Annotated in this window: 19 protein-coding genes and 1 riboswitch; of the genes, 4 read left to right on the top strand and 15 right to left on the bottom strand. The window is 64.7% G+C overall.

Going from position 1 to position 23097, the window contains the following annotated elements; all coding sequences use genetic code 11:
- Positions 1-3 precede the first annotated feature (3 nt).
- The 13 genes from AAG612_RS13170 to AAG612_RS13110 form a co-directional block, all read right to left on the bottom strand.
- On the bottom strand, positions 4-738 hold the full coding sequence (locus AAG612_RS13170) for an Nmad3 family putative nucleotide modification protein (RefSeq protein WP_342510809.1): 735 nt from the start codon (positions 736-738) through the stop codon (positions 4-6).
- Positions 739-755: 17 nt separating this feature from the next.
- Complete coding sequence (locus AAG612_RS13165; protein WP_342510807.1) at positions 756-1448, bottom strand: hypothetical protein; 693 nt, start codon at positions 1446-1448, stop codon at positions 756-758.
- 62 nt (positions 1449-1510) lie between these two features.
- Positions 1511-3178: an aminomethyl-transferring glycine dehydrogenase subunit GcvPB gene (gene gcvPB, locus AAG612_RS13160; protein WP_342510804.1), complete on the bottom strand. Its 1668-nt coding sequence runs from the start codon at positions 3176-3178 to the stop codon at positions 1511-1513.
- On the bottom strand, positions 3175-4542 hold the full coding sequence (gene gcvPA / locus AAG612_RS13155) for an aminomethyl-transferring glycine dehydrogenase subunit GcvPA (protein WP_342510801.1): 1368 nt from the start codon (positions 4540-4542) through the stop codon (positions 3175-3177). Before gcvPA ends, gcvPB begins: the two co-directional genes overlap by 4 nt.
- Positions 4543-4995 (bottom strand): hypothetical protein, encoded by a 453-nt coding sequence (locus AAG612_RS13150; protein WP_342510799.1) that lies wholly within the window; start codon positions 4993-4995, stop codon positions 4543-4545.
- 1 nt (position 4996) lies between these two features.
- Positions 4997-5368, bottom strand: coding sequence for a glycine cleavage system protein GcvH (gene gcvH, locus AAG612_RS13145; protein WP_342510796.1), 372 nt, complete (start codon positions 5366-5368; stop codon positions 4997-4999).
- 3 nt (positions 5369-5371) lie between these two features.
- A complete protein-coding gene (gene gcvT, locus AAG612_RS13140; RefSeq protein ID WP_342510794.1) occupies positions 5372-6514 on the bottom strand; it encodes a glycine cleavage system aminomethyltransferase GcvT in 1143 nt (380 codons plus the stop codon).
- 135 nt (positions 6515-6649) lie between these two features.
- Positions 6650-6746: riboswitch (glycine riboswitch) on the bottom strand.
- A gap of 55 nt (positions 6747-6801) precedes the next feature.
- On the bottom strand, positions 6802-9429 hold the full coding sequence (metH, locus tag AAG612_RS13135; protein WP_342510792.1) for a methionine synthase: 2628 nt from the start codon (positions 9427-9429) through the stop codon (positions 6802-6804).
- 3 nt (positions 9430-9432) lie between these two features.
- Complete coding sequence (locus AAG612_RS13130) at positions 9433-9963, bottom strand: GNAT family N-acetyltransferase (RefSeq protein ID WP_342510789.1); 531 nt, start codon at positions 9961-9963, stop codon at positions 9433-9435.
- Positions 9960-11021 (bottom strand): homocysteine S-methyltransferase family protein, encoded by a 1062-nt coding sequence (locus AAG612_RS13125; protein WP_342510787.1) that lies wholly within the window; start codon positions 11019-11021, stop codon positions 9960-9962. The genes AAG612_RS13130 and AAG612_RS13125 overlap by 4 nt, the downstream gene beginning before the upstream one ends.
- Positions 11018-11977 carry a methylenetetrahydrofolate reductase [NAD(P)H] gene (metF, locus tag AAG612_RS13120; RefSeq protein ID WP_342510785.1) on the bottom strand — a complete coding sequence of 320 codons (960 nt, stop codon included), beginning with the start codon at positions 11975-11977 and terminating at the stop codon, positions 11018-11020. Before metF ends, AAG612_RS13125 begins: the two co-directional genes overlap by 4 nt.
- Entirely contained in the window at positions 11974-12963 is a 990-nt protein-coding gene (locus tag AAG612_RS13115; protein WP_342510783.1) for an ArsR/SmtB family transcription factor, read from the bottom strand. The genes metF and AAG612_RS13115 overlap by 4 nt, the downstream gene beginning before the upstream one ends.
- Positions 12964-13043: 80 nt before the next feature.
- Entirely contained in the window at positions 13044-13655 is a 612-nt protein-coding gene (locus AAG612_RS13110; protein ID WP_342510781.1) for a flavin reductase family protein, read from the bottom strand.
- Positions 13656-13743: 88 nt separating this feature from the next.
- On the opposite strand from AAG612_RS13110, the gene AAG612_RS13105 reads away from it, so the two are divergent.
- Genes AAG612_RS13105 through fghA form a run of 3 tightly spaced genes read left to right on the top strand, consistent with a single transcriptional unit; the run spans position 13744 to position 16065 of the window.
- Positions 13744-14853, top strand: a complete 1110-nt coding sequence (locus tag AAG612_RS13105; RefSeq protein ID WP_342510779.1) for an S-(hydroxymethyl)glutathione dehydrogenase/class III alcohol dehydrogenase — start codon at positions 13744-13746, stop codon at positions 14851-14853.
- Positions 14853-15224, top strand: coding sequence for a cupin domain-containing protein (locus tag AAG612_RS13100; protein WP_342510777.1), 372 nt, complete (start codon positions 14853-14855; stop codon positions 15222-15224). Before AAG612_RS13105 ends, AAG612_RS13100 begins: the two co-directional genes overlap by 1 nt.
- Position 15225: 1 nt before the next feature.
- A complete protein-coding gene (fghA, locus tag AAG612_RS13095) occupies positions 15226-16065 on the top strand; it encodes an S-formylglutathione hydrolase (protein WP_342510776.1) in 840 nt (279 codons plus the stop codon).
- A 6-nt stretch (positions 16066-16071) separates the two neighbouring features.
- Here fghA and AAG612_RS13090 read toward each other — a convergent pair whose 3' ends face one another.
- Positions 16072-17364, bottom strand: a complete 1293-nt coding sequence (locus tag AAG612_RS13090; RefSeq protein WP_342510773.1) for a sensor domain-containing diguanylate cyclase — start codon at positions 17362-17364, stop codon at positions 16072-16074.
- A 446-nt stretch (positions 17365-17810) separates the two neighbouring features.
- On the opposite strand from AAG612_RS13090, the gene AAG612_RS13085 reads away from it, so the two are divergent.
- The gene (locus AAG612_RS13085) at positions 17811-19991 is read left to right on the top strand and encodes a hypothetical protein (protein WP_342510771.1); all 2181 of its coding nucleotides are present in this window, start codon (positions 17811-17813) and stop codon (positions 19989-19991) included.
- Positions 19992-20087: 96 nt separating this feature from the next.
- On the opposite strand, the gene AAG612_RS13080 is transcribed toward AAG612_RS13085, so the two are convergent.
- Positions 20088-23042: a M10 family metallopeptidase C-terminal domain-containing protein gene (locus AAG612_RS13080; protein ID WP_342510769.1), complete on the bottom strand. Its 2955-nt coding sequence runs from the start codon at positions 23040-23042 to the stop codon at positions 20088-20090.
- Between the last annotated feature and the right edge of the window lie 55 nt (positions 23043-23097).

Here is a 23097-nt window from a genome sequence, read left to right as displayed (position 1 = left end):
GAATCATCTTTCACCGATTTCCGCGACGATCCGTTCCAGCCAATCGCGCGGAGCCTTGCGACGTCCGATATCGGCAATGAATTCCTGCCCGCGGCTGACAGCGATCAGGCGATCACGCTCCGCCCAGCGCCACTGCGCATCGTGGTAGGACAGGTCTCCGCGCCTTAGCCATTTCGGGCGTACCCACCGGCTAAGCGCTTCGCCCGGCGCGGTCAGGCGCAGAGTGTCGCACGCGCGGCCCGCCATGTGTCCCGGCCCCACATAAAGCGTATCATTGCCGCCGTGCGGGCCCAGCGCATGCGGATGGTCGAACTGGACGAATTGTGAGCGGGTTTCCTCAGTGCTGGTGCCAAGCGCGATCACCTGCTCAACTTCGAGGTACCCGAAAATGCGGTGATGGGCCCCGTGCCCGTTCCCCGCGAACCGTCCGAAAAACAGGAACACGTCACCCGGGCCCACGCCACGGTTTGCAAGGTGGGTCTGCGCGGCGCCGACCTGGCCGAAGACGCAACGCCCATCCGGCAGGAACATCGGATCGTGGTGGCAGAGCGAGTCCGCGCCATAGGCGCCCTTGCTCGCCTTTGCGGCATGCCCTCCCAGCCCCAGGTCTCCGTAGGTCGTCCTCGCAATGCCCTTGCTGTCGGGGATGGGCAGCGAGACCGGCGCACCATCGACAATCGGCGACGATCCGCCGCCCGATCCGCTGTCGAACCCCTTGCGGCTGAAGATGATCTTCAAACAGGCATCCCGCCGGATCAATACGTCCCGTCGTTGAAGAAGCCTTCGCGGAAGATGAATGCGGTTTTCCCCTCGTCCTCACGCACCATGCTCACCTGCCCGTGCCAGTCGAAGGTGTCGCTGCCTTTGGCAGGGTACCCTTTCCCCGGAAGCTTGCGCAGCACCTTGGGCGACCCATCGGCGTTCACATCGATGCCGAGATCGGCCAGCTTGCGCGCAACGACCGCGACCGGCTCCGCGAAGTACAATTTGGTGATGTTCGGCGTAAGATCGAAGGTAGTCGGCGCTTCGTCGCTTCCCAGGCCAAGTACCTGCAAACCTTCCCACCGGCCTTCGAAATCGAGCCGAACCTTCCACAGGTCGTCCGTGCCCTGCGGCGCGATGATCCGCGGCGTGACGGTAATGTCGGTTATGGGGACTTCGCGCGGCCCGGCAGAGATCAGCGCCGTGCGGTCGTCATTCGCCTTGTAGGAGTAGTTCAGGAACATGCGCGCATCCATCGTCAGCGGCGCGAGCGGGTGCTCCTCTTTGGCATCGAGCAGGCCCGAAAGGTCCGGCCCGCGCAGCGGCGCGGGCTCGTAAGCCTCTTCTTGGGCGACTTCGTCTGCGGATGCCGTGCCGCTGGAGGCAGCGCCATTATCCGCGGTCGCTTCACCGCAGCCGCCTGCCAAGAGTCCAAGCACTGCCACGAGACCTATCGAAACACGCACGGTCTTCCCTCCCTGTCGAAAAAACCGAAGGATCATGCCGCGCGGACGCGCACCTTACAAGACTACTGCCCGCCGATCTCGCTCGGCACCGGCTGGCCTGCAGGGGCAAGCTCGCCCTCCCATGCCAAGATCGGCTTGCGCGCCGCCTGCGTTTCGTCGAGCCGGCGGCGCGGCGCGAAATAGGGCGCGGCCTTCAGGCTCTCGTCGCCCACCTTCGCCCGCTCCGCCACAGACCGCAGCGCGGCGATGAACTGGTCGAGCCCCGCCTTGCTCTCGGTTTCGGTCGGCTCGATCAGCATCGCGCCGTGGACCACCAGCGGGAAGTACATCGTCATCGGATGAAAGCCCTCGTCGATCAGCGCCTTGGCGAGGTCGAGCGTGGAGATGTCCTCGGCAAAGCCCTTATCGCCGAACAGCGCCTCGTGCATGCACGGGCCGCTCGAACCGTAGGGCGCGTGGAGCACATCCTCGAGCTCGCGCAGGATGTAGTTCGCGTTGAGCACCGCGTCTTCCGCCACCTGTGCCAGCCCGTCCGCCCCGTGGCTGAGGATATAGGTCAGCGCGCGGGTGAACATGCCCATCTGGCCGTGGAAAGCGGTCATCCGGCCGAAGTGCTGCAGTGCCCCGCCGAAATGTTCCTTCGCGAAGGCATCCGCATCCTCTTCCTCGACGAGGTGGACGACGCCATCTGCGGTCCGCGCGGTGTAGGGCAGCGGCATGAAGGGGGCGAGCGCTTCGGAAAGCACCACCGGGCCCGAGCCCGGCCCACCGCCGCCGTGCGGGGTGGAGAAGGTCTTGTGCAGGTTGATGTGCATCGCATCGACGCCGAGGTCGCCGGGGCGCACCTTGCCGACGATGGCGTTGAAGTTGGCGCCGTCGCAATAGACGAAGCCGCCCGCTTCATGAACCGCGTCCGAGATCGCCTTCATGTCGCGCTCGAACAGGCCGCAGGTGTTGGGGTTGGTGATCATCACACCCGCGACGTCCGGCCCGAGCCGCTCTTTCAGCTTCTCCAGATCCACGCGTCCCTCGGCGGTCGCGGGAATATCCTCCACCTCGTAGCCCGCGAAAGCGGCGGTGGCGGGGTTGGTGCCGTGCGCGCTTTCTGGCACCAGCACGACCTTTCTTGGATCGCCGCGCGCTTCGAGCGCAGCGCGGATGCACAATATGCCGCACAGCTCGCCATGCGCGCCCGCCTTGGGGCTCATCGCGACCGAGTGCATGCCGGTGAGGTGGATCAGCCAGAAGGCGAGTTCGTTGACCACTTCGAGCGCGCCGCGCACCGTATCGACCGGCTGCAGCGGATGCACGTCGGCGAAGCCGGGCATCCGTGCGACTTTCTCGTTCAGGCGGGGATTGTGCTTCATCGTGCAGCTGCCGAGCGGGAAGAGACCGAGGTCGATCGCGTAGTTCTGGCGGCTGAGCCGGGTGTAGTGACGCACTGCCTCGGGCTCGGCGAGGCCGGGCAGGCCGATGCTCTCGCTGCGTTCGAGCCCGCCGAGGCGCGACGCGGGCGCCGGTGTCGGAGAGCTGGGCTGCTCCACGCCAGCCAGGTCGAGCTTGGCGGCGAAGTCGAAATCGACGCCGGTGGTGCCGGTCCGTCCGATTTCGAAGATCAGCGGCTCTTCCAGCATCAGCGCGCGATTGCCGGTGGTGGTGGGGCTGTCGCCGCCGTTTTCTCCTGCGAGGGGCGTGCCGGGCTTCCAGCCGGACTTGTTCGGGGCGTTCATTGCAGCACCTCCTTGAGCGCGGCGCAGAGGGCGTCGATATCGTCCTCGCTGGTGGTTTCGGTGAGCGTGACGAGCAGGCCGTCGGCGAGGTCGTCCGCATGCGGGTAGAGCCGCCCGAGCGAAACGCCCGCGAGGATGCCCTTGTCGGCCAAAGTGCGCACGACCTCGCGCGCGTCGCGCCCGATGCGGATCGTGAATTCGTTGAAGAAATTGTCGTTGAGCACACTCACGCCGGGCACCTGCGCCAGCCTGTCCGCCGCAAGGCACGCGAGCCGGTGGTTCTCCGCCGCCAGCCGCCGCAGCCCCTCCTCGCCGAGCAGCGTCATGTGGACGCTGAAGGCGAGCGCGCACAGCCCGCTATTGGTGCAGATATTGCTGGTCGCCTTCTCGCGCCGGATATGCTGCTCGCGCGTCGAGAGCGTCAGCACGAAGCCGCGCTTGCCCTCGGCATCGGTGGTCTCGCCGCACAGGCGGCCCGGCATCATGCGCACGTGCTTCTGGTCGCGCACCGCGAACAGGCCCAGATAGGGCCCGCCGAACTGGAGCCCGACGCCCAGCGCCTGCCCTTCGCCGACGACGATATCCGCGCCCATCTCGCCGGGGGACTTCACCGCGCCCAGCGCCACCGGCTCCAGATTCACCGCGATCAGCAGTGCGCCCTTGGCATGCGCGGCCTCGGCGATTTTCTCGAGGTCCGTCAGGCGGCCGAGAATGTCGGGGTACTGGACCACGACGCAGGACGTATCCTCGTCGATCCGGCCGATCAGTCCGTCGAGATCGGGCGTGCCCTTCATCGTCGGCAGCGCATCGCCGATCTCGTCCTCGGTGAACTTCGCCATGGTCCGCACGACCTCGGCATAATGCGGATGCAGCCCGCCTGAGAGGACGACCTTCCTGCGCTTGCCGCGCGCGATCCGCCCCGCCATCGCGACCGCTTCCCAGCACGCGGTCGAGCCATCGTACATCGATGCATTGGCAACCGCGCAGCCATAGAGCCGCGCGACCTGGCTCTGGAATTCGAACAGCATCTGCAGCGTGCCCTGCGCAATCTCGGGCTGATAGGGCGTGTAGGCGGTCAGGAACTCGCCGCGCTGGATGATGTGATCGACCGATGCGGGCACATGGTGGCGATAGGCCCCCGCACCGAGGAAAAAGGGCGCATCGGCCGCCGCAAGGTTCTTCTTGGAGAGCATACGCATATGCCGCTCCACCGCCATCTCGCTCGCGTGCAGCGGCAGGTCGTGGATCGGGCCATCCAGGCGCGCCTCTTCGGGCACGTCGACGAACAGGTCGTCGATGCTGGACGCACCGATTTTCGCGAGCATCTCGCCGCGGTCGGCGTCGGTCAGGGGGAGGTAGCGCATCTATTCTGCCTCATTCGCAGGATTGATTGGTGTGATATCGAAAGGAATCAGGTCCGGCACCCGGTCGGTACAGCCGCTTTGCCAGCCCCGGCATTGATCATTCACAAGCGCGGTCAACTCGACCTCTTGGAACTGATAAGGCGCGGCCCGATCATCGAAATCGCCCATGCTGGCGATTCCAAGCCGACGATCCATCGCTCTTGACCATACCGCACGATCATAATCGTCACTCGCGACTATGCGCGCATCATCCAGCGTAGGATAGAGCGCGCAATCCAGTCCTTCGCACCGGCCCAGCCAACCGGTCACCCGATAGATTTGACCGTCCCAGGAGCGGATGTTGTCATTCACATCTTCAACAGTGACAGGCTGATTATCGCCCCACTTCGAGTCACTACATGCCGTCGCAGAAAAGCCTAGAAGCGTGGCAAAAAGGGCGAACACAAGGCGCAAGTCACAGCCCGTCCACAAAACTCTTGTAGGCGCCTTCGTCCATCAGGCCTTCCAGTTCGCTTTCGTCGGCGATGGTCAGCTTGAAGAACCAGCCGTCTTCCTCGGGCGAGGAATTGACCAGCGCGGGGTCTTCTTCGAGCGCCGAGTTCACCTCGATCACCGTGCCGCTGATCGGCGCGTAGACGTCGCTCGCGGCCTTGACCGATTCCACGACCGCCGCGTCCTTGCTCTTTTCCAGCTCGGCGCCTTCATCGGGGAGTTCGACGAACACGATGTCGCCCAGCTGCTCCTGCGCATATTCGGTGATGCCGACCGTCGCGGCTTCGCCTTCGACTTCGATCCATTCGTGGTCTTCGGTGTAGTAACGGGACATTTGCTAGCTCCCCCGGAAATAGCGGTGTTGAACAAAGGGCATTTTCGCGACGCGCGCAGGCAGGCGTTTGTTCCGGACCTGCACTTCGAGCGCGGTATCGATTTCGGCATGGGCGGCATCGACATAACCCACGGCGATGGGATGGCCGAGCGTGGGCGAGAAGCCCCCGCTGGTGACGGTGCCGACCTGAGTGTCACCGGCGAAAATCTCCGCGCCCTCGCGCGCGGGCAGGCGGCCTTCGAGTGCAAGGCCGACCCACTTGCGGCCCGTGCCCTCGCCGATCTCACGGTTGATCCGGTCCGCTCCGGGGTAGCCCCCGTCCGTGCGGCGACGCTTGTTGATCCCGAAGATCAATCCGGCTTCGATCGGGCTCGTCTCGGGCGACAGGTCGTGGCCGTAGAGCGGCAGCCCCGCCTCCAGCCGCAGCGAATCGCGCGCGCCGAGGCCGATGGGCTTCACCTCGGGCTCACCGCAAAGCAGCGTAGCGACCTCTTCCACCGCATCGGCGGCGACCGAAATCTCGAACCCGTCTTCGCCGGTGTAGCCTGCCCGCGCGATGGTCACGTCGTGACCGGCAATGGCGTACTGGCCGAACCTCATGAAGGTGAGCGAGGCAAGCGGATATTCGCCCGTCGCATGCCGCGCCAGCGCATCCGCGGCCTTGGGCCCCTGCAGCGCTAGCAGCGCGCGATCTTCGAGGTGGTTGAGAGTGATGTCGTCGGGCAGATGCTCTCGCAGGAAGGCGATATCGTCCCACTTGGTCGCGCCGTTGACCACCAGATACAGATGCTCGGGCCAGCGCGAGACCATCAGGTCGTCGAGCACGCCGCCATTCTCGTCGAGCAGCAGCGAATAGCGTTGGCGGCCCAGCTTGAGCGTCGACAGGTCGATAGGCAGCACCGCTTCCACCGCCGCATCCAGATCCGGCCCGGAGAGCAACAGCTGCCCCATGTGCGACACATCGAACAGCCCGGCACTGGTGCGCGTCCACTCGTGTTCGGCGACAATGCCCCCAAACGGACCGGTGTACTGGATCGGCATTTCGTAGCCCGCGAAAGGCACCATCCGCGCCCCTTGCACGCGGTGCCACGCATCGAGCGGGAGCTTTTCGGGTGGATTTTCGTCGTGATCGTGTTGTTCGCTCATCATTCAATATCCGACAGCTGCGGGAAGACGCGCGGTTCTGCGCATCCTTGCCGCCTGCCCCCTCTGTCGGAATACCTGAGAGCTTACCCCTTCGGTGGCGCCGATTTGCATCGGAGCGCTTTCCAGAGTGTCCAATCGACGCGCGCGGTTCGTCGTGCCTGAGAGTTTCCGGGGCGGTTGCTCCTTCGGCGCCGCCAACCGTAAGGCCGACGATCTCTCCCGCGCGCTCCGCCACAGAATCGCTTCTGCGGAGAACGCATCTGGTGTGCGCGATTTGCTGCGGTGCGTCAATCGAGATTGGGCCTCAGCCAGCGTTCGGCGGTTGCGATATCCACGCCCCTGCGCTTCGCGTAGTCTTCCAGCTGATCGCGGCCGATGCGCGCGACGCCGAAATACTCCGATTCCGGGTGGCCGAAATACATCCCGCTGACCGCAGCCGTGGGCCACATGGCGAAGCTTTCGGTCAGGGTGAGGCCGGCATTCTCGGGCGCGTCGAGGAGGTCGAACAGGATCGGCTTGAGCGAATGGTCGGGGCATGCCGGATAGCCCGGCGCGGGGCGGATGCCGCGATATTCTTCCTTGATCAGCGCTTCGCCGGTGAGCTGCTCGTTCGGCGCATAGCCCCACAGATCGGTGCGGACATGCTCGTGCAGCCGCTCGGCGAAAGCTTCGGCGAAGCGATCGGCCAGCGATTTGAGAAGGATATCCGAATAGTCGTCCTTGTCCTCGCGGAATTTCTTCGACGGCTCGTCGATCCCGTGGATGCCGACCGCAAAGCCGCCGATCCAGTCGCCCGAGGGGTCGATGAAATCGGCGAGGCACATGTTCGCGCGCTCGCGGCTCTTCTTGATCTGCTGACGCAGCATCGGGAGAACGACATGCTCCTCGCGCTCGTCGAGATGCACCGTGATGTCGTCGCCGTCGCGTGCGCAGGGCCAGAAGCCGCATACCCCGCGAGCGGTCAGCCACTGTTCTTCGATGATCCTGTCGAGCATCGCATTGGCATCGTCGAACAGGGTCTGCGCGGTTTCGCCGACGACTTCGTCTTCGAGGATCTTGGGGTAGGTGCCCGCAAGCTCCCACGCGCGGAAGAACGGCGTCCAGTCGATATAGTCGCGCAGTTCGGCGAGCGACCAGTCGTCGTAGACATGCAGGCCGGGCTTCGCGGGCTGTCCCGGCTTGTCGCGGTAGAAGGGATCGTAGTGGTTGGCGCGCGCTTCCTCGATGCTGAGCAGCGGGTTCTTGGTCTTGCCCTCGCGCGCCTCGCGCGTCTTGGTGTAATCCGAAGCGACCTCGGAAACGTAATCGTCACGCTGCGTGTCGGACAGCAGGCGGCTGGCGACGCCGACCGCGCGGCTCGCGTCGAGCACATGGATTACCGGGCCTTCATAGGCCGGATCGATCCTCAGCGCGGTGTGGACCTTGCTGGTGGTCGCCCCGCCGATTAGCAGCGGCAGCGACATTTCCGCCTTTTGCATCTCCTCGGCCACAGTGACCATCTCGTCGAGCGAAGGGGTGATGAGGCCCGACAGGCCGATGATGTCGGCATTGTTCTCGTTCGCGGCCTCCAGGATGTCGCTCCAGGGCACCATCACGCCAAGGTCGATCACCTCGTAGCCGTTGCACTGGAGCACGACGCCGACGATGTTCTTGCCGATATCGTGGACGTCGCCCTTCACGGTCGCCATCACGATCTTGCCCTTGCCCTTGGCGTTCTCGTCCTTCTCCTCCTCGATATACGGGAAGAGGTGGGCCACGGCCTTCTTCATCACGCGGGCGGATTTCACGACCTGCGGTAGGAACATCTTGCCCGATCCGAACAGGTCGCCGACGACGTTCATGCCGTCCATCAGCGGGCCTTCGATCACCTCGATCGGCTTGCCGCCGCGTTCCTTCACCGCGACGCGCATTTCTTCGGTATCGTCGACGATATGCGCGTCGATGCCCTTGACCAGCGCATGCTCCACCCGCTTTTCGACCGGGTATTCGCGCCACTCGGCGGCTTCCTTTTCGGTCTTGGCGTCCTTGCCCTTGTAGCTTTCGGCGAGCGCGATGAGGTTCTCGGTTGCGTCTTGCCCGTTCGCAGGCGTGCGGTTGAGGATCACATCCTCGCAGGCCTCGCGCAGCTCGGGGTCGATATCGTCGTAGATGTCGAGCTGCCCGGCATTGACGATCGCCATATCGAGCCCGGCGGGGATCGCGTGGTAGAGGAAGACCGAGTGCATCGCGCGGCGCACCGGCTCATTGCCGCGGAAGCTGAAGGAGAGGTTCGAGAGGCCGCCGGAGAAATGGACGTGCGGGCAGCTCTTCGAGAGGTGCCGAACCGCCTCGATGAAATCGACGCCGTAGGTCGCGTGCTCCTCGATCCCCGTCGCCACCGCGAAGATGTTGGGATCGAAGATGATGTCCTCGGGCGGGAAGCCGTCTTCGGTCAGCAGCTTGTAGGCGCGCTCGCAGATCTCGACCTTGCGCTCCTTGGTGTCGGCCTGGCCGTCCTCGTCGAAGGCCATGACCACCACCGCCGCGCCGTAGGCCCGGCACAGCCTCGCGTTCTCGAGGAATTCGTCGACGCCTTCCTTCATGCTGATCGAGTTCACGATCGGCTTGCCCGAGACGCACTTGAGCCCCGCTTCGATGACGTGCCACTTGGAACTGTCGATCATCACCGGCACGCGCGCGATATCGGGTTCGGCCGCGATCAGCTTGAGGAACTTGACCATCGCCGCTTCGGAATCGAGCAGGCCCTCGTCCATGTTGACGTCGATCACCTGCGCGCCGTTCTCGACCTGGTCGCGCGCGACCTCGATCGCGGTCTCGTAATCCTCGTTCATGATCAGCTTCTTGAAGCGCGCCGATCCGGTCACGTTCGTGCGCTCGCCGATATTGACGAAACTGGAGGATGCGTTGGTGGTCATGGATCAGGTCCGATTGAGATCGAGGGCCAGCACCACATCGTCATAAAGCACGCCGCCGACATCGAAGCGGCGGGTCGCGATCTGGCGGAACCCCTGTTTGGTATAAAAGGCGATGGCGCGGCGATTGTCGTCCTTCACGCCCAGCAGCAGGTGCGCATGGCCGCGCGCTGCGGCGAGCACGGCGTCGAACAGCCGGTTGGCAACTCCCGAACCCTGAAAGCGCGACAGGAGGTAGATTTTCTTCAGCTCGATATCGCCGTCCTGCGCGGCGTCGAGTTCGGGCGCGGTCAGCAGCGCGTAACCCACGGGCGCCTTATCGACCTCCGCCAGCCATGCGCGCGCTCCATTCTCAAGGAGACCGGCGAGGTAATCGGGCGCGTGACGTTTCGTGCAATGCGCGACCAGTGCATCGCCGGAAATCATCCCGGCGAAGGTCTCCAAAAAGGTCGCGCTGGAGACGAGCGAGAGCCGATCCACGTCCCTGATCGTGGCCTCGCGCACCTCCGCAGTGCCGGCGGAAATCGTGTCGTTCACGCAGCCGCCATGGTGAAGGGTTCGAGCCCTGCGAGGCGCGTCTTGCGCTCGACTTCAGGAATGGTGCGCGGCTCTGCGTTCTTCGCCGCATTGGCGATGGCCGCGATATGTGCGGGCGTGGTGCCGCAGCATCCGCCCACGATGTTCACGAGGTTCTCCTTGAACCACACACCCACGAGCTCGGCGGTCTCGTCCGCTTCCTGGTCGTATTCGCCGAGGTCGTTGGGGAGGCCCGCGTTGGGGTAGGCGAGGATCAGCGTGTCCGCCTGTCGCGACAATGCTGCGAGGTGCGGGCGCAGCTTGTCCGCCCCGAAGGAGCAGTTCACGCCGACCGCGATGGGCTGCGCATGGCGCACCGCGTGCCAGAACGCCTCGACCGTGTGGCCCGACAGATTGCGACCCGAATTGTCGGTGATCGTGAAGCTGAGCATGATCGGGACTTCGCGGCCCGCCGCCTCGGCCGCCTGCTGCGCGGCCATCGCAGCGACCTTGGCGTTGAGCGTGTCGAAGATCGTCTCGATCAGGATGAAATCCACTCCGCCCTCGATCAGCGCGTCGCACTGTTCGCGATAGACGCCCAGCATCTGGTCGAAATCGACCTCGCGAAAGCCCGGGTCCTCGACATCGGGACTGAGCGAGAGCGTCTTGTTGGTCGGCCCGATGGCTCCGGCGACGAAGCGGCGGCGACCGTCCTTTTCCTGCGCGGCATCGGCCGCCTCGCGCGCCACCTTGGCACCCGCAAGGTTCACCTCGCGCACCAGATGCTCGGCCTTGTAGTCTGCGAGCGCAATGGTGGTCGAACTGAAGGTGTTGGTCTCGATCATGTCCGCGCCCGCATCGAGATATTCGCGGTGAATATCGCGGATCACGTCGGGCCGGGTCAGGTTGAGCAGGTCGTTATTGCCCTTCTGATCGGCGTCGAGCCCCAGATCGCCCGCATAATCCTCTTCGGTCAGCTTACGGTTCTGGATGCCGGTACCGTAGCCCCCGTCGAATACGAGGACGCGCTCGGCAGCGGCTGCGCGCAGCGCCTGGCTGGCGGATTGCTGGTGGGTCATGACGTTTTCTTCCCTTCGCCCTTCGGCCTCATCCCCAGCAGGTGGCAGATGGAATAGGCCAGATCGGCGCGGTTGAGCGTGTAGAAATGGTAGTGGCGGATGCCGCCCGCGTAGAGCCGGCGGCACATCTCGCCCGCCACGGTTGCGGCGACGAGCTTGCGCGTGGAGGGCCGGTCATCGAGCCCTTCGAACAGCTCGTCCATCCAGTCGGGAAACTCCGCGCCGTTCTGCCCTGCGAACAACCGCGCCTTGGCGACGTTGGTGATCGGCAGCACGCCGGGCACGATCGGCACCTCGATCCCTGCCTTGTCGGTCTTTTCGAGGTAATCGAAGAAGGTGTTGGGCGAGAAGAAGAACTGCGTGATCGCGCGGCTGGCGCCGGCATCGATCTTGCGCTTCAGATAATCGATCTCGTCCTGCTGGCTCTTCGCGTCCGGATGCGATTCCGGATAGGCGCTGACCGAGATTTCGAAGTCGGCGACTTCCTTGAGGCCGTGGACCAGTTCCTCGGCGCTGTTGTAGCCATCGGGATGCGGCTTGAAGGGCCCTAGCGAACCGTCCTCCTGCGGCATGTCGCCGCGCAGCGCGACGATGTGGCGCACGCCCGCCTCCCAGTATTTCTCCGCGATCCGCTGCGTTTCCTTGCGCGACGCATTGACGCAAGTGAGGTGCGCGGCAGCGGGCAGGCCCGCCTCTGCGATGATCCGCGCGACCGTCTTGTGCGTCCGCTCCCGCGTCGAGCCGCCCGCGCCGTAGGTGACCGAGACGAAGTGCGGATCGAGCGGCTTCAATTCCTGCACCGCGTCCCACAGGGACTGCTCCATCTTGTCGCTCTTCGGCGGGAAGAACTCGAAGCTCACGTCGATATCGCCGGGCAGTCCGCTGAACAGCGGATCGGTCCGCGCGCGGCGGTCTTCGGCTACGGGATCGAGCGATGCGGGGGACGGTGCCGTCATCGGGCCACCTTTCTTGCTTGTGTGGATGTGCGCGGAGCCTCGCCCCGGCGGGCAATCCAGATTTTCACTTCCAGCGTCTCGCCTTCGAGCGACAGCGGCTCCTCGGGCGCAAAGCCGGTCTGTTCGAGCACCGAGGCAAGGTGGTCGTCTTCGAAGCCGAGCCGGGCATGCTGGAATCGCTCGCGCAACTCCTCGTGCCCGTGGGCGGCGAAATCGACGATCGCGATCCGCCCTCCGGGGCGCAGCACCCGCGCCGCTTCGCGCAAGGGATCGCCGGGGACGGGCGCATAGTGGAGCACCTGATGAAGCAGCACGGTGTCGAACGAACGCGCCTCGAACGGGAGCGAGAGAAAATCGCCCTGCACCAGTTCTACCCGGTCTGCCGGAAGGTGCTGCAGCCGCGCGCGCGCGACCCGCAGCATTTCCAGGCTCTTGTCGAGCGCGACCACGTGATCCGCGACTTCGCCGAACAGTTGCGCCATCCGGCCGGTGCCGGTGCCGATATCGAGCAGATCGCCCAGCGCCTCTCCGGCGAGGGCTTCACGCAGCGCGGCTTCGACCTTTGCGTCGGGGCTATGGCGCCGCCGCAGATCGTCCCACTCGCCCGCATGTTCCTCGAACCATTGCGCCGCCTTTTCGTCGCGGGCGTCGCGGATCGCGGCGAGCTGACGACGGTCTTCGTCGCATTGCGCAGCGAATTGCGCGTCTTCGTCCTCTGCGATCGAGAGCAGGCGCGCGACGGCTGCGGTCAGCGGCGATCCGCCCGCAGTCTCGCTCGCGGCTCGCAGGTAGATCCAGCTGCCCTCGCGGCGCCGGGTCGCGAGCCCCGCCTCGCACAGGATCGAGGCGTGGCGCGAAACGCGCGGCTGGCTTTGCTGGAGCACTTGCGAAAGCTCGCCGACGGCAAGCTCCATCGTTCCCAGCAGCCGCATGATCCGCAGCCGGGTGATATCGCCAAGCGCGCGGAGGATGGCTTCGGTGCGCATGGACATCGACATATAAAGATATTTTTATATCTACAAGTCCTGCGAGGCTCTGGCGTCGCTCAGGGACGACGAAGTGTGCGCTACCCGCTCTCTATCTGTCGCAGCAGTTGCAGCTGCGCCTCGCCCGCTTCGGTCAGTTTCCAGTCGCCAGAACCCTCTTGGACGATCAGACCATCGGCGATCAGCCGGGCCCGGTCGGTATCGCTCGCAAGCTCGGCACCCGGCATCACGCGGCCGTAGCGGCCCCCGTGATAGATCAGCGGTTCGGCGGCAGTGCGCTCGAAATCGACCACTTCGCCGAGGAAAATCGCGTGGTCCCCACCCTCGTATTCGAACCGGGCGGTGCAGCCGAAGCGCGCGGCGCAACCCGCGAGGCGCGGCGCACCTTCCGGTCCCTCGCCATGGTTCAGATCGCCGAACTTGTCCTCGCCCGCCCGTGCGAAACGGTTGGACAGGTCCTGCTGATCGGCGGCGAGGATATGCACGGCCCACGAGGCCGCCTCGCGGAACACCGGCAGGTTGCGACTGCCGAGCGACAGGCTCCAGAGCACCATCGGCGGATCGAGCGAAACCGAATTGAAGCTGTTCGCGGTCAGCCCGGAGGGCTTTCCTGCAGAATCATATGCGGTGACAATGGTCACGCCGGTCACGAAAGTGCCGAGCGCGTCGCGAAAGGCGGATTGATCGATCACGGGGCGAAGGACTAGGTGGGCTCGCACAACAGCGCAAGGCACCATCGCGTGCCCCGATGCGTTGGTCGACCAAAGGAGATCTCCCAAGATGAAAACCCGCGCCGCCGTCGCCTTCGAAGCCAAACAACCGCTCGAGATCGTCGAACTCGACCTTGAGGGCCCCAAGGCGGGCGAGGTTCTGATAGAAATCAAGGCCACCGGCATCTGCCATACCGATGCCTACACGCTCGACGGACTGGACAGCGAAGGCCTGTTCCCATCGGTGCTCGGCCACGAAGGCGCAGGCATCGTGCGCGAGGTTGGCGCAGGCGTGACGAGCGTGAAGGAAGGCGACCACGTGATCCCGCTATACACGCCAGAATGCCGCCAGTGCAAAATGTGCCTGTCGGGCAAGACCAACCTGTGCAGCGCGATCCGCGAGACGCAAGGGAAAGGACTGATGCCCGACGGGACCACGCGGTTCAGCTATCAGGGCAAGCCGATCTACCACTACATGGGCTGCTCGACCTTCTCGAACTTCACCGTCCTGCCCGAAATCGCGGTCGCCAAGATCCGCGAAGACGCGCCATTCCACACAAGCTGCTATATCGGCTGCGGCGTCACCACGGGCGTGGGCGCAGTGGTCAACACCGCCGATGTCCGCCCGGGCGACAACGTGGTGGTGTTCGGCCTCGGCGGGATTGGGCTCAACGTGATCCAGGGCGCGCGCATGGCGGGGGCCGACCGGATCGTGGGTGTCGACATCAACCCCGACAAGAAGCCCTATGCCGAACATTTCGGGATGACCGATTTCGTCAATCCGAAAGACGTCGACGATGTCGTCGCCCACCTCGTCCAGATGCTCGACGGCGGGGCGGACTATTCGTTCGACTGCACCGGCAATACCGATGTGATGCGCCAGGCGCTGGAGTGCTGCCACAAGGGCTGGGGCACCTCGATCATCATCGGGGTCGCCGAAGCGGGTAAGACGATCGAGACGCGCCCCTTCCAGCTCGTAACGGGCCGCAACTGGCGCGGCACCGCGTTCGGCGGGGCCAAGGGCCGCACCGACGTGCCTAAGATCGTCGACTGGTACATGGACGGCAAGATCCAGATCGACCCGATGATCACCCACGTCCTGAAGCTCGACGAGATCAACAAGGCGTTCGACCTGATGCACTCGGGCGAAAGCATTCGCTCGGTCGTCGTCTTCGACTGATGCCGCCTGCAGCATCGCCAACCAAGGTCAACCTGGCGGAGAAGTTCGCCAGGTTCGACGACCATTGGGCGCCCCGGATTGCCGGGCGATACAACGGCAACGAAATCCGGCTCGCCAAGGCATCGGGCGATTTCCAGTGGCACTGCCATCCCGACACCGACGAGCTGTTTCTCGTGATCGAGGGGACGCTCAGGATGGAATTTCGCGACCGGGTGGAAACGCTCGGCCCCGGCGAAATCATCGTCGTCCCGCGCGGCGTCGAGCATTTCCCCCGCGTGCCCCAGGGCGAAGCGAAGCTGCTCATCATCGACCCGGCGGAAACCGCCAACACCGGCGATCCGGCCACCGCATTCACGCCTACGGAGATTTAGGATGACGTTAGAAACCGTCAGCGAGAACAAAGCCCACGGCGGCACGCAGGGCGTGTTCCGCCACACCTCGACCACCACGGGCACCGACATGACCTTCTCGGTCTTCGTGCCCGAGCACGAGGAAGGCGCGAAGCTGCCGGTGCTGTGGTATCTTTCGGGCCTCACCTGCACCCATGCGAACGTGACCGAGAAGGGCGAATACCGCGCCGCCTGTGCCGAGGCGGGAATTGTCTTCGTCGCGCCCGACACCTCGCCGCGCGGCGATGCGGTGGCGGACGACGATGCCTACGACATGGGCCAGGGCGCGGGCTTCTACGTCGATGCCACGCAGGATCCGTGGGTGCCGCAGTTCATGATGCGCAGCTATATCGAAGAGGAGCTGCCCGCGCTGGTCGCCGAGCAATTCCCGGTCGACATGGCGCTCCAGGGGATCACCGGCCATTCGATGGGCGGCCACGGCGCGCTCACCATCGGGCTGCGCAACCCCGATCGCTTCGCCTCGATCAGCGCGTTCTCGCCGATCGTCAGCCCGCTGAACTGCCCATGGGGCGAGAAGGCGTTGTCGGGTTATCTGGGTGACGATCGCGCGGCATGGCGCGAGTACGACGCCTGCGCGCTGATTGCGGACGGCGCGCGCGTCGATGCGCTGCTGGTCGATCAGGGGACGGCGGATCAGTTCCTCGACGAACAGCTGAAGCCCGAACTGCTGCGGGAAGCGTGCGACAAGGCGGGCATCCCGCTCACACTCGACATGCGGGCGGGGTACGACCACTCGTACTATTTCATTTCGAGCTTCATGGCCGATCACGTGCGCTGGCACGCGCAGCGGCTGCGCAAATAGCCGAAGTCAACCGGCCTCGTTCGCCACGAGCCGCGGGCTGGCCGGTTCGCCAACCACCTTCTTCTTCGCCAGCGGCGGTGCGGCCAGAACCTGGTTCTTGCCCGCCGCCTTCGCATCGTAGAGCGCCTGATCGGACGCGGAAAGCAGGTCCGAAGCCGACTTGGCGGAGTCCGGCAACGACGCGACGCCGATCGATGCGGCGACATTGCAGCCATGCTGGTCCGACAGCAGCTCGATCCGGGCGCGGACATGTTCGGCGCGCATCATCGCGTCGTCCTGAGGGCAATCGGGCAGGATCACCAGCAGCTCTTCGCCGCCATAGCGGCACACGACATCGGATGGACGAAGCGCGCCGACCACTTGCGCGGCGACATCCTTGAGCACGGCATCGCCCTTGGCGTGGCCATGCTCGTCGTTCAGCACCTTGAAGTTGTCGAGATCGATCATCAGCACCGAGGTCGGCTGGTTCTGCCGGTGCGCGAGCGAGATGAACCGGTCGAGCGTGTCTTCCATATAGCGGCGGTTGTACAGGCCCGTCATCGGATCGCGCAGCGATTGCGTGCGCAGTTGCTCGCGCAGCGAGATGTTGGAGAGCGCAAGCGAGGTCGAATCGGCCAGCGCGCGCGCGATCCGCTGCGCGCGATCGACATTGTGGCACTTGCCGCCCCGGTCGCCCAGGATCAGCAGGCCGAACACCTGTCCGCGCGCCATCATCGGCACTTCGATGCTCGCGACCTCGCCGATATAGTGCGAACAGCATAGCGACTGCTCTTCGGGATTGTTGAGGTGGTCCTTGCCCCGCTTGAGCGCCCAACAATTGGCCGGGACGAGGCTTTCGGAGGGACTATAGCCTTCCGGCATGTCCCAGCAGTCCACCAGATCGAGCCGGTCGCGCGAATTGTTGAACACATAAAGGCACACGCCGCAGCCGGGCAGCAGCTTGCGGCTCGTCGCGCGCAGCACCTGCGCGGCATCGCCGTTGCTGTCCGCCGCCTGCAGCGTATCGGTCATCGAGAAGAGTTCCTCGATCTGCTCTTGCGTTTCGTTGATCTTGTCGACGTGCTTTTTGTACGAAGAAACCTGGATCACCTTCAGCCGGTCGCTGAAAACGCTCGCCAGAATCGCGAGCGCGATCAAAGTGCTGCCGACCGCCAGCGCGGCCGTTCGCCATATTTCCGGCAGAACGAACGATCCAGCGTAGGCCAGCAGCGCGATCAGCAAGACCGCCCGCAATGCAGCCTGAAGCCACGTGACGAGCTTCAACCCGGCGCGGCCTTCGAAAACCGTTGGTGACATCATGTGGTGCAATCTCCCTAGGATGGTGGCTATCGGCAAAGGGTAAAACACCGCTTAACCAGCGAGGTAGGGCGATCCGCCCCCCACATCGAGCGCGTCGGATGGCGCGGTTTCGCATCCTGCTCCGCTTACCCATTGCGGTGAAACTGGCTGGCGCAAATCTCGGAAAAGAAAGACCGAATCGGCTTGCCCGTCACGGCCGATTCGGTGCTGCGCAAGACATTTGGCGCGGTGCCGATGGGCCATCTTTTCTCTTGACGGCAAAGAATCTTCATCCAGCCAGGTTGGCGCGATCTCGCCATTATTACCCCACCGACTCGCCGGAATCGCTTCGCTTCAGCGGCCGGGAACATGGCTCGCCGCATGACGACACATTTGCGCCTTAATATGCGAGACAGAATCGCCCCGGCACCACCGGTCTGCAAAGATTGGCAACAGGTACCAACAGAATGGAAAGTGCGGTTCTTTTTCTCTGGGAAGGCTGGGGCATCCTCGGACGGGTGATCGCCTTCCTGGCGATCGTGGTCTTCGTTCTCGGGATCGAGAGCGTGGTGCTAAAACTGATGGCGGACATCCACGTCTGGCGCCGCCGTTGGGCGGGCCCCACGCTCGAGATGCTGCGCCGCAAGCCGGAAGAGAGCGTCGCGATCCTCGTGACCATCACCGGGCCCGCTCTTCTGGCAGGCACCATGCTGGCGCGGCTCAAACGCTCCGTCCAATACGATAACTACATGATCTTCGTTGCCGTCCGCACGATCGACGCGCAAACGCTCGCCGCCGTGCGACGCAAAACGCGCGGCGACAGCAAGGTGCAGATCTGCCCGATGGAGACAAGCGATGCCGCAACCGATGCGCGCGCACTCAATACGCTGCTCGCTGCGGTCGGCCGCTTCGAGCAAGAGAATGCTGTCGATTTCCAGAGCTATCTGATCCAGGGCCCCGAAACGATCCTGCATCCGTTAACGCTCAAGCTCGTCAACTGGCACTGCGAATTCGCGAGCATCGTCCAGCTCCCCGTGCTGACCGGCCCGCGCCGGACGCTGCCGCTCAACGGTGGCGCGGGGCTCGACGATCTTGGCGAGTATCATGCGCGCGAAACCCGGCTGCGCGCCTCCATGGTGCACAGCGTCCCCGTGCGCGAGACCGGCGTTGCGCTCCGCCGCGACGCAATCCGGGCGCTACGGCTTCGGGGCGACTCTTTCGACGAGGCCACCGAGATGCCCGTATTCGATGCCGTCCGGCGCCTGGGCGAGCGCGGCTATGCAGCCACCTTCGCGTGGCAGCGCGACGCGCGGCGAAAGGTCATCGCGGTCGAGGAACTGGCGCCGCGCAGTTATTCTGCGGCGGTCCGCGCGAAGGCGGCGCGGCTCCGGGTTACCGCATTCTCCGGCTGGCGTCCGCTCGGCAGCCCACAGGGCAGCGTGTGGACGCATTTCTTCAATTACCGCGATCGGCGCGCCGTGGTGGTCGCGGCGACCTGGGGCTGTGCAGCACTGACCGCCCTCGCCGCAGCCGCGCTCCTTGGCGCCGGAATGTTGGTGCCCGGGTTCGACACCACGCCTCGCGTAATCGACGCCCCGTGGGTGATCGCGCTGCTGGCCATCGACGCCGCGCTGCTCGCCGCCGCACTTGCACGCAGGATCGTCCTGACTTCGAGGGTGCGCGGGCTGGCAGCGACACTCATGCTGCCGCTCGACCTCGCGTCCTCCGCGTTGATCGGCGCGCATGGCGTGCTGCTCGCGTCGCGAGCGCCGGCCGGGGCGAATACCGCGGCGGGGACCGGCAGCAGTTCATCGGCTTTGCCGGAAGGTTCGGACCTTGCATCGGGCAAGGCGAAAATCACCGACATCCTGGTCGCTTCGGGGGCAATGGGCAGGGAAGAGGCGAAGCTTGCTGCACGGTATAGCAGGCGAACCGGCCGGAACCTCATGCTTGCCCTGCAGGACTTGCGGCTGGTCGACGGCCCGACCATCGCAAAAGGACTGGCCGCCAAGCTCGGCCTTGAATTCGGACATATCGACGGGCCGCTGGACAACTATTCCAGTGTCTTCCTTTCCCGCCGCGAGGCCGAGCGCTTTTCGGCCTTCGCCCAGCGGGCGCAAGATGGCGGGATCGACGTCTATGTGGGCGAAGATTACCCGATGCGCGAATGGCGCGCGCTACGCGCGGCGCTGCGGCGGTCCGGCGTTCACCGGCCGCATTTCAAGGTCGCGCCGCTGGGCGAGATTGCCTACGCTATCCGCTTCGCCGGAACAGCGCAGGAAATGGCTGTGGAGCAGGCGATCGCGGTCAGCCTGATGGATGGACCGATCCCCGAAGGATCGGCGCGCGACATTCGGCGCCTGCTACGCGGACCTTATCGTCGGCTGGAAGATATTCTGGTCGAGCGCGGTCTGATCGGGTCGCGCAGGATCCGCAATCTTCGCCGACGCATCGATGGCAATGGGCCCGATCTTGAGAACGCGCTGTCCCGCGACCGCCGGATTCCGCCATTCACGCTGGCCGATACGGTGCGTGAGTTCAACGCGTGGCGACCGGCCATCGCCCCGCTGACTTCGGCGGCCCCGAGCGCGCGGGTCGATCAGTCCTTCAAGGCCGAAGACGTATCGGCCTCGCGGCTGGCGGCATAAGGTTAGCCGGGGCCCGGGCTGGCAGGCACAATGCGCGCGCCAGCCTTGCCCGCCTTGCGGGGCGAACCGGATGGCCCGCCCTGCGAAGACTTGCGATCAGGCGAAGATCTCGGGCTGGGCGAACGGGTTGTCGAGGCCGTGCAGGTCGAGACCGCCGGGGACGAAACCGCCCTGCTCGATGCCGAAACCGTCGATCCCGAAGCTGTCGAGACCTGACCGGTCGAAATGACCCGGCTGGGCCATCATGCCCGGCTCGAACGTGGTAGGCTGGACTGCGCCGGACCACGAACCGTCCAACGCGGCGAGCGCATCCTTGCCCGCCTCGCCCAGGCCGGTTTCCGGCTCGGATACCGGCACGGACTTGCCGCCGAAGAGGTCGCTGAGCACCGAATCGAGCGCTCCGCCAGCGACCGGATCGCTAGCTGCGGGAAGCTCTGAAACCGGCACACCCTTGTCGACGTCGGGCTGAACGGTGCTCGAATTCGAACCGTCGAACCAGCCCGCCCAGGTGCTCGCATCGTAACCATTGGCGGTCAGGAAATCGATGACCTGCTGTTCTGTCTGATAGTTGGCGTACTGGATGTTGCCGTCCGCATGCATGTAGGCGTGCAGGTAGGCGGTGCCGTCGGTCAGCGCGAAATAGACCTCCTGCAACCCGTCGCCGTCGTAATCTTCCGCGCCGAGCACGGTGCCGATATTGCCGTTCTGGAGATCGACCTGGAAGCGATACTGGCTGTCGAGGTCGCTGCCGGGCTCGACATCGCCGGACTGGACCAGCGGGTCGATATAGATGCCGACCACGCGGACGTCCCCGCCCCAGCTGTGATCGTTGAAATAGTAGAGCCCGTCATTGGCCGCGCCTACCGTAGCGAAGCGCCCGATTTCCGCGTTCACGAGGATCTGGTCGATATCGCCGTCGCCGTCCACGTCGGCACTGCCGATGCGGACCCAGCTGCCGTCGCCGCCCAGATCATTGCCGTCGAAGTCGCGGATATTGTCCATCGCCGCCTGGTAGGAGGCGGGGTTCGCGAAGTTCACGCTGATCCCGGTGCCCCTGAGCAGTTGGATCGTCTCATCGTCGAACTGCAGATACTCGACCCCGGTCAGCCTATCGCCGCCGTCCGGCCCGGTAATGTCGAAGACCCCGAGTGCAGTCTGCACGATCGTATATTGCGAGCGGTTGCCCCGCACGATCGCCGTGTCGACTTCCGCGCCACCGTCGATGATGTCGTTCCCGAGTCCGCCGGTGAGGATGTTGGCGACGTCGTTACCGATCAGCGTGTCGCCGCCCGAACCACCGATTGCGTTCTCGATGATCGTGCCGCGTGCGATCGACATGTTGCCGACGCTGCCCCCGACGTTCGAGAAGGTTTCGGCGTTCAGATTGATGTACTGCGCACTGCCGAAGGACGAATAGTCGAGCGTGTCGTTGCCGCCGTGATCGATGATCGTGAAGCCCAGCAGGTTGCCCGCGCCGTTCGTCGCCTCGGGTCCGACGCCATAGACCGCACGGCCCGAGGTATTGCCGACGCCGTAAATGGTGTCGTCGGTGCGGGTGGTGGTCGCCACGCCATAGGCGGTCTGGATGGCCACGATGTCCGCGCCGCGCGGGGTGATCGAGTACACCCGGCTATAGCCGAGATCGCCGAAGTAGCTGTTCTCGCGCTGGTCGAAATAGGACATCACCGTGGTGACCCAGGCATCGTTCAGATAGGACGCATCCTGGAAATAGTCGGCGGTCGAATTGTAATTGCCACCATGGCCCAGGCCGAGGGCATGGCCGATCTCGTGGATGAAAGTCTGGAAGGAATAGCTGTCGAGCGTGGTGCCCGAATTGGCCAGCCATGCTTCCGACACGTTGACCTCGGCCAGCGTGATGTTGCCGTTAACGCGGGAGACCGAAGCGAAAGCACCGTCCTGGTCATCGTCGAACACGATCTGCGCGCCCGAGGCCACTTCATTAAAGGTGACGCCGAGCACATCGCTCCACAGGTTCAGAGCTTCGCGGGCAAGGAACTGGCCCTCGGTCGTCAGAGCGGAAACGTTGACGGAGATCGTGCCGCCCGGCCCCACATCGAACGTATGTGCGCCTGCCGGCCCGCCCCAGTATCCATTGAGCAGCTGGTCGGCGATCTGATCGTTGTTGAACAGTGGCAGGGGCTCCGCCACGCGGGCCTGGACCAGGTAGTCGCCGCGCTGCGAATTGGCCCAGCCGCCCACGTCGAGATAATAAGTGCCGCTGGTTTCCGCGATGAAGCGGATGCGCGAATAGGTACCGTCGCTGTCGTCGTTGAAGGCGAGCAGGCTGCCCGATGCATTGCGCAGGCTCAGCGTCGTATCGGGGTCGCCGCTCAAACCGGTCCCCAAAGTGACGAATTCGTAAGTTTCACCCGCTTCGAGCGTGACCGCATACCAGTCGCGGTCGCCGGTCTGTTCCAACACGCCGGCCGTCGGGTCCGCACCCAGCGTGAGGCTGGCAGTGGTGGAGGCATCGCCGGCGACCGGGTCTGCCAGCGGACGCGTGCTCGATAGATAATATTCCCCGGTGAAATCGCCGTAGGCGGCTACATCGAGATAGAACGTGCCGGTCGTCGTTGCGGTGAAGGTGATCTCCGACCACAACAGGCCTGCGTCGTAATTCGCGTCGTCGTTCGAGGTGATGACGCCGCCACTCGAATTGCGCAGCGTCAGGACGCTGTCGCGCAGCCCTCCACCGCCAAGGGTGGTGCTGAATGTGTAGGTCTGCCCGGCGGTCAATTCGATCCGGAACCAGTCGCTATCGCCAGCGCTATCGATCGCGCTCCTCTGGGTGCCGCCGGGGAGGAGCGTCGCGGTGGTGGAGACGCTTGCGGGAATCGTGTCCTCTGCACCGATCGAACCGCCGCCGGACTGGAACTGCTTGCCGCCGTCATGCGCCATGCAGCCGGGGCACGAGCACCCGCCGACATGGAGCGGCTCTTTTCCGTTATCGACGATCGCGTTTCCGAAATAGCCGTTCATGACCCGCGAGTCCCAGAACAATTCATCGCGCGCCTCGATGGCCTGCATCATCGTCATAACTTGCCCACCCATCTTCTTCTCTTGCAAGCTCGCCTAGCCGGCGCAG

The organism is Citromicrobium bathyomarinum, assembly GCF_038594605.1.
In the GTDB taxonomy this organism is placed as follows: domain Bacteria; phylum Pseudomonadota; class Alphaproteobacteria; order Sphingomonadales; family Sphingomonadaceae; genus Alteriqipengyuania; species Alteriqipengyuania bathyomarina_B.
Note: the sequence above shows the minus strand (reverse complement) of the source record. Positions and strands in the feature narration are given on the sequence as shown.

Excerpts from the sequence above, each read along its gene's own strand:
- gcvPB (WP_342510804.1), bottom strand. The coding sequence starts at position 3,178 with ATGAACGCCCCGAACAAGTCCGGCTGGAAGCCCGGCACGCCCCTCGCA.
- gcvPA (WP_342510801.1), bottom strand. The coding sequence starts at position 4,542 with ATGCGCTACCTCCCCCTGACCGACGCCGACCGCGGCGAGATGCTCGCG.
- gcvH (WP_342510796.1), bottom strand. The coding sequence starts at position 5,368 with ATGTCCCGTTACTACACCGAAGACCACGAATGGATCGAAGTCGAAGGC.
- gcvT (WP_342510794.1), bottom strand. The coding sequence starts at position 6,514 with ATGAGCGAACAACACGATCACGACGAAAATCCACCCGAAAAGCTCCCG.
- metH (WP_342510792.1), bottom strand. The coding sequence starts at position 9,429 with ATGACCACCAACGCATCCTCCAGTTTCGTCAATATCGGCGAGCGCACG.
- AAG612_RS13125 (WP_342510787.1), bottom strand. The coding sequence starts at position 11,021 with ATGACCCACCAGCAATCCGCCAGCCAGGCGCTGCGCGCAGCCGCTGCC.
- metF (WP_342510785.1), bottom strand. The coding sequence starts at position 11,977 with ATGACGGCACCGTCCCCCGCATCGCTCGATCCCGTAGCCGAAGACCGC.
- AAG612_RS13115 (WP_342510783.1), bottom strand. The coding sequence starts at position 12,963 with ATGCGCACCGAAGCCATCCTCCGCGCGCTTGGCGATATCACCCGGCTG.
- AAG612_RS13105 (WP_342510779.1), top strand. The coding sequence starts at position 13,744 with ATGAAAACCCGCGCCGCCGTCGCCTTCGAAGCCAAACAACCGCTCGAG.
- AAG612_RS13100 (WP_342510777.1), top strand. The coding sequence starts at position 14,853 with ATGCCGCCTGCAGCATCGCCAACCAAGGTCAACCTGGCGGAGAAGTTC.
- fghA (WP_342510776.1), top strand. The coding sequence starts at position 15,226 with ATGACGTTAGAAACCGTCAGCGAGAACAAAGCCCACGGCGGCACGCAG.
- AAG612_RS13090 (WP_342510773.1), bottom strand. The coding sequence starts at position 17,364 with ATGATGTCACCAACGGTTTTCGAAGGCCGCGCCGGGTTGAAGCTCGTC.
- AAG612_RS13085 (WP_342510771.1), top strand. The coding sequence starts at position 17,811 with ATGGAAAGTGCGGTTCTTTTTCTCTGGGAAGGCTGGGGCATCCTCGGA.
- AAG612_RS13080 (WP_342510769.1), bottom strand. The coding sequence starts at position 23,042 with ATGATGCAGGCCATCGAGGCGCGCGATGAATTGTTCTGGGACTCGCGG.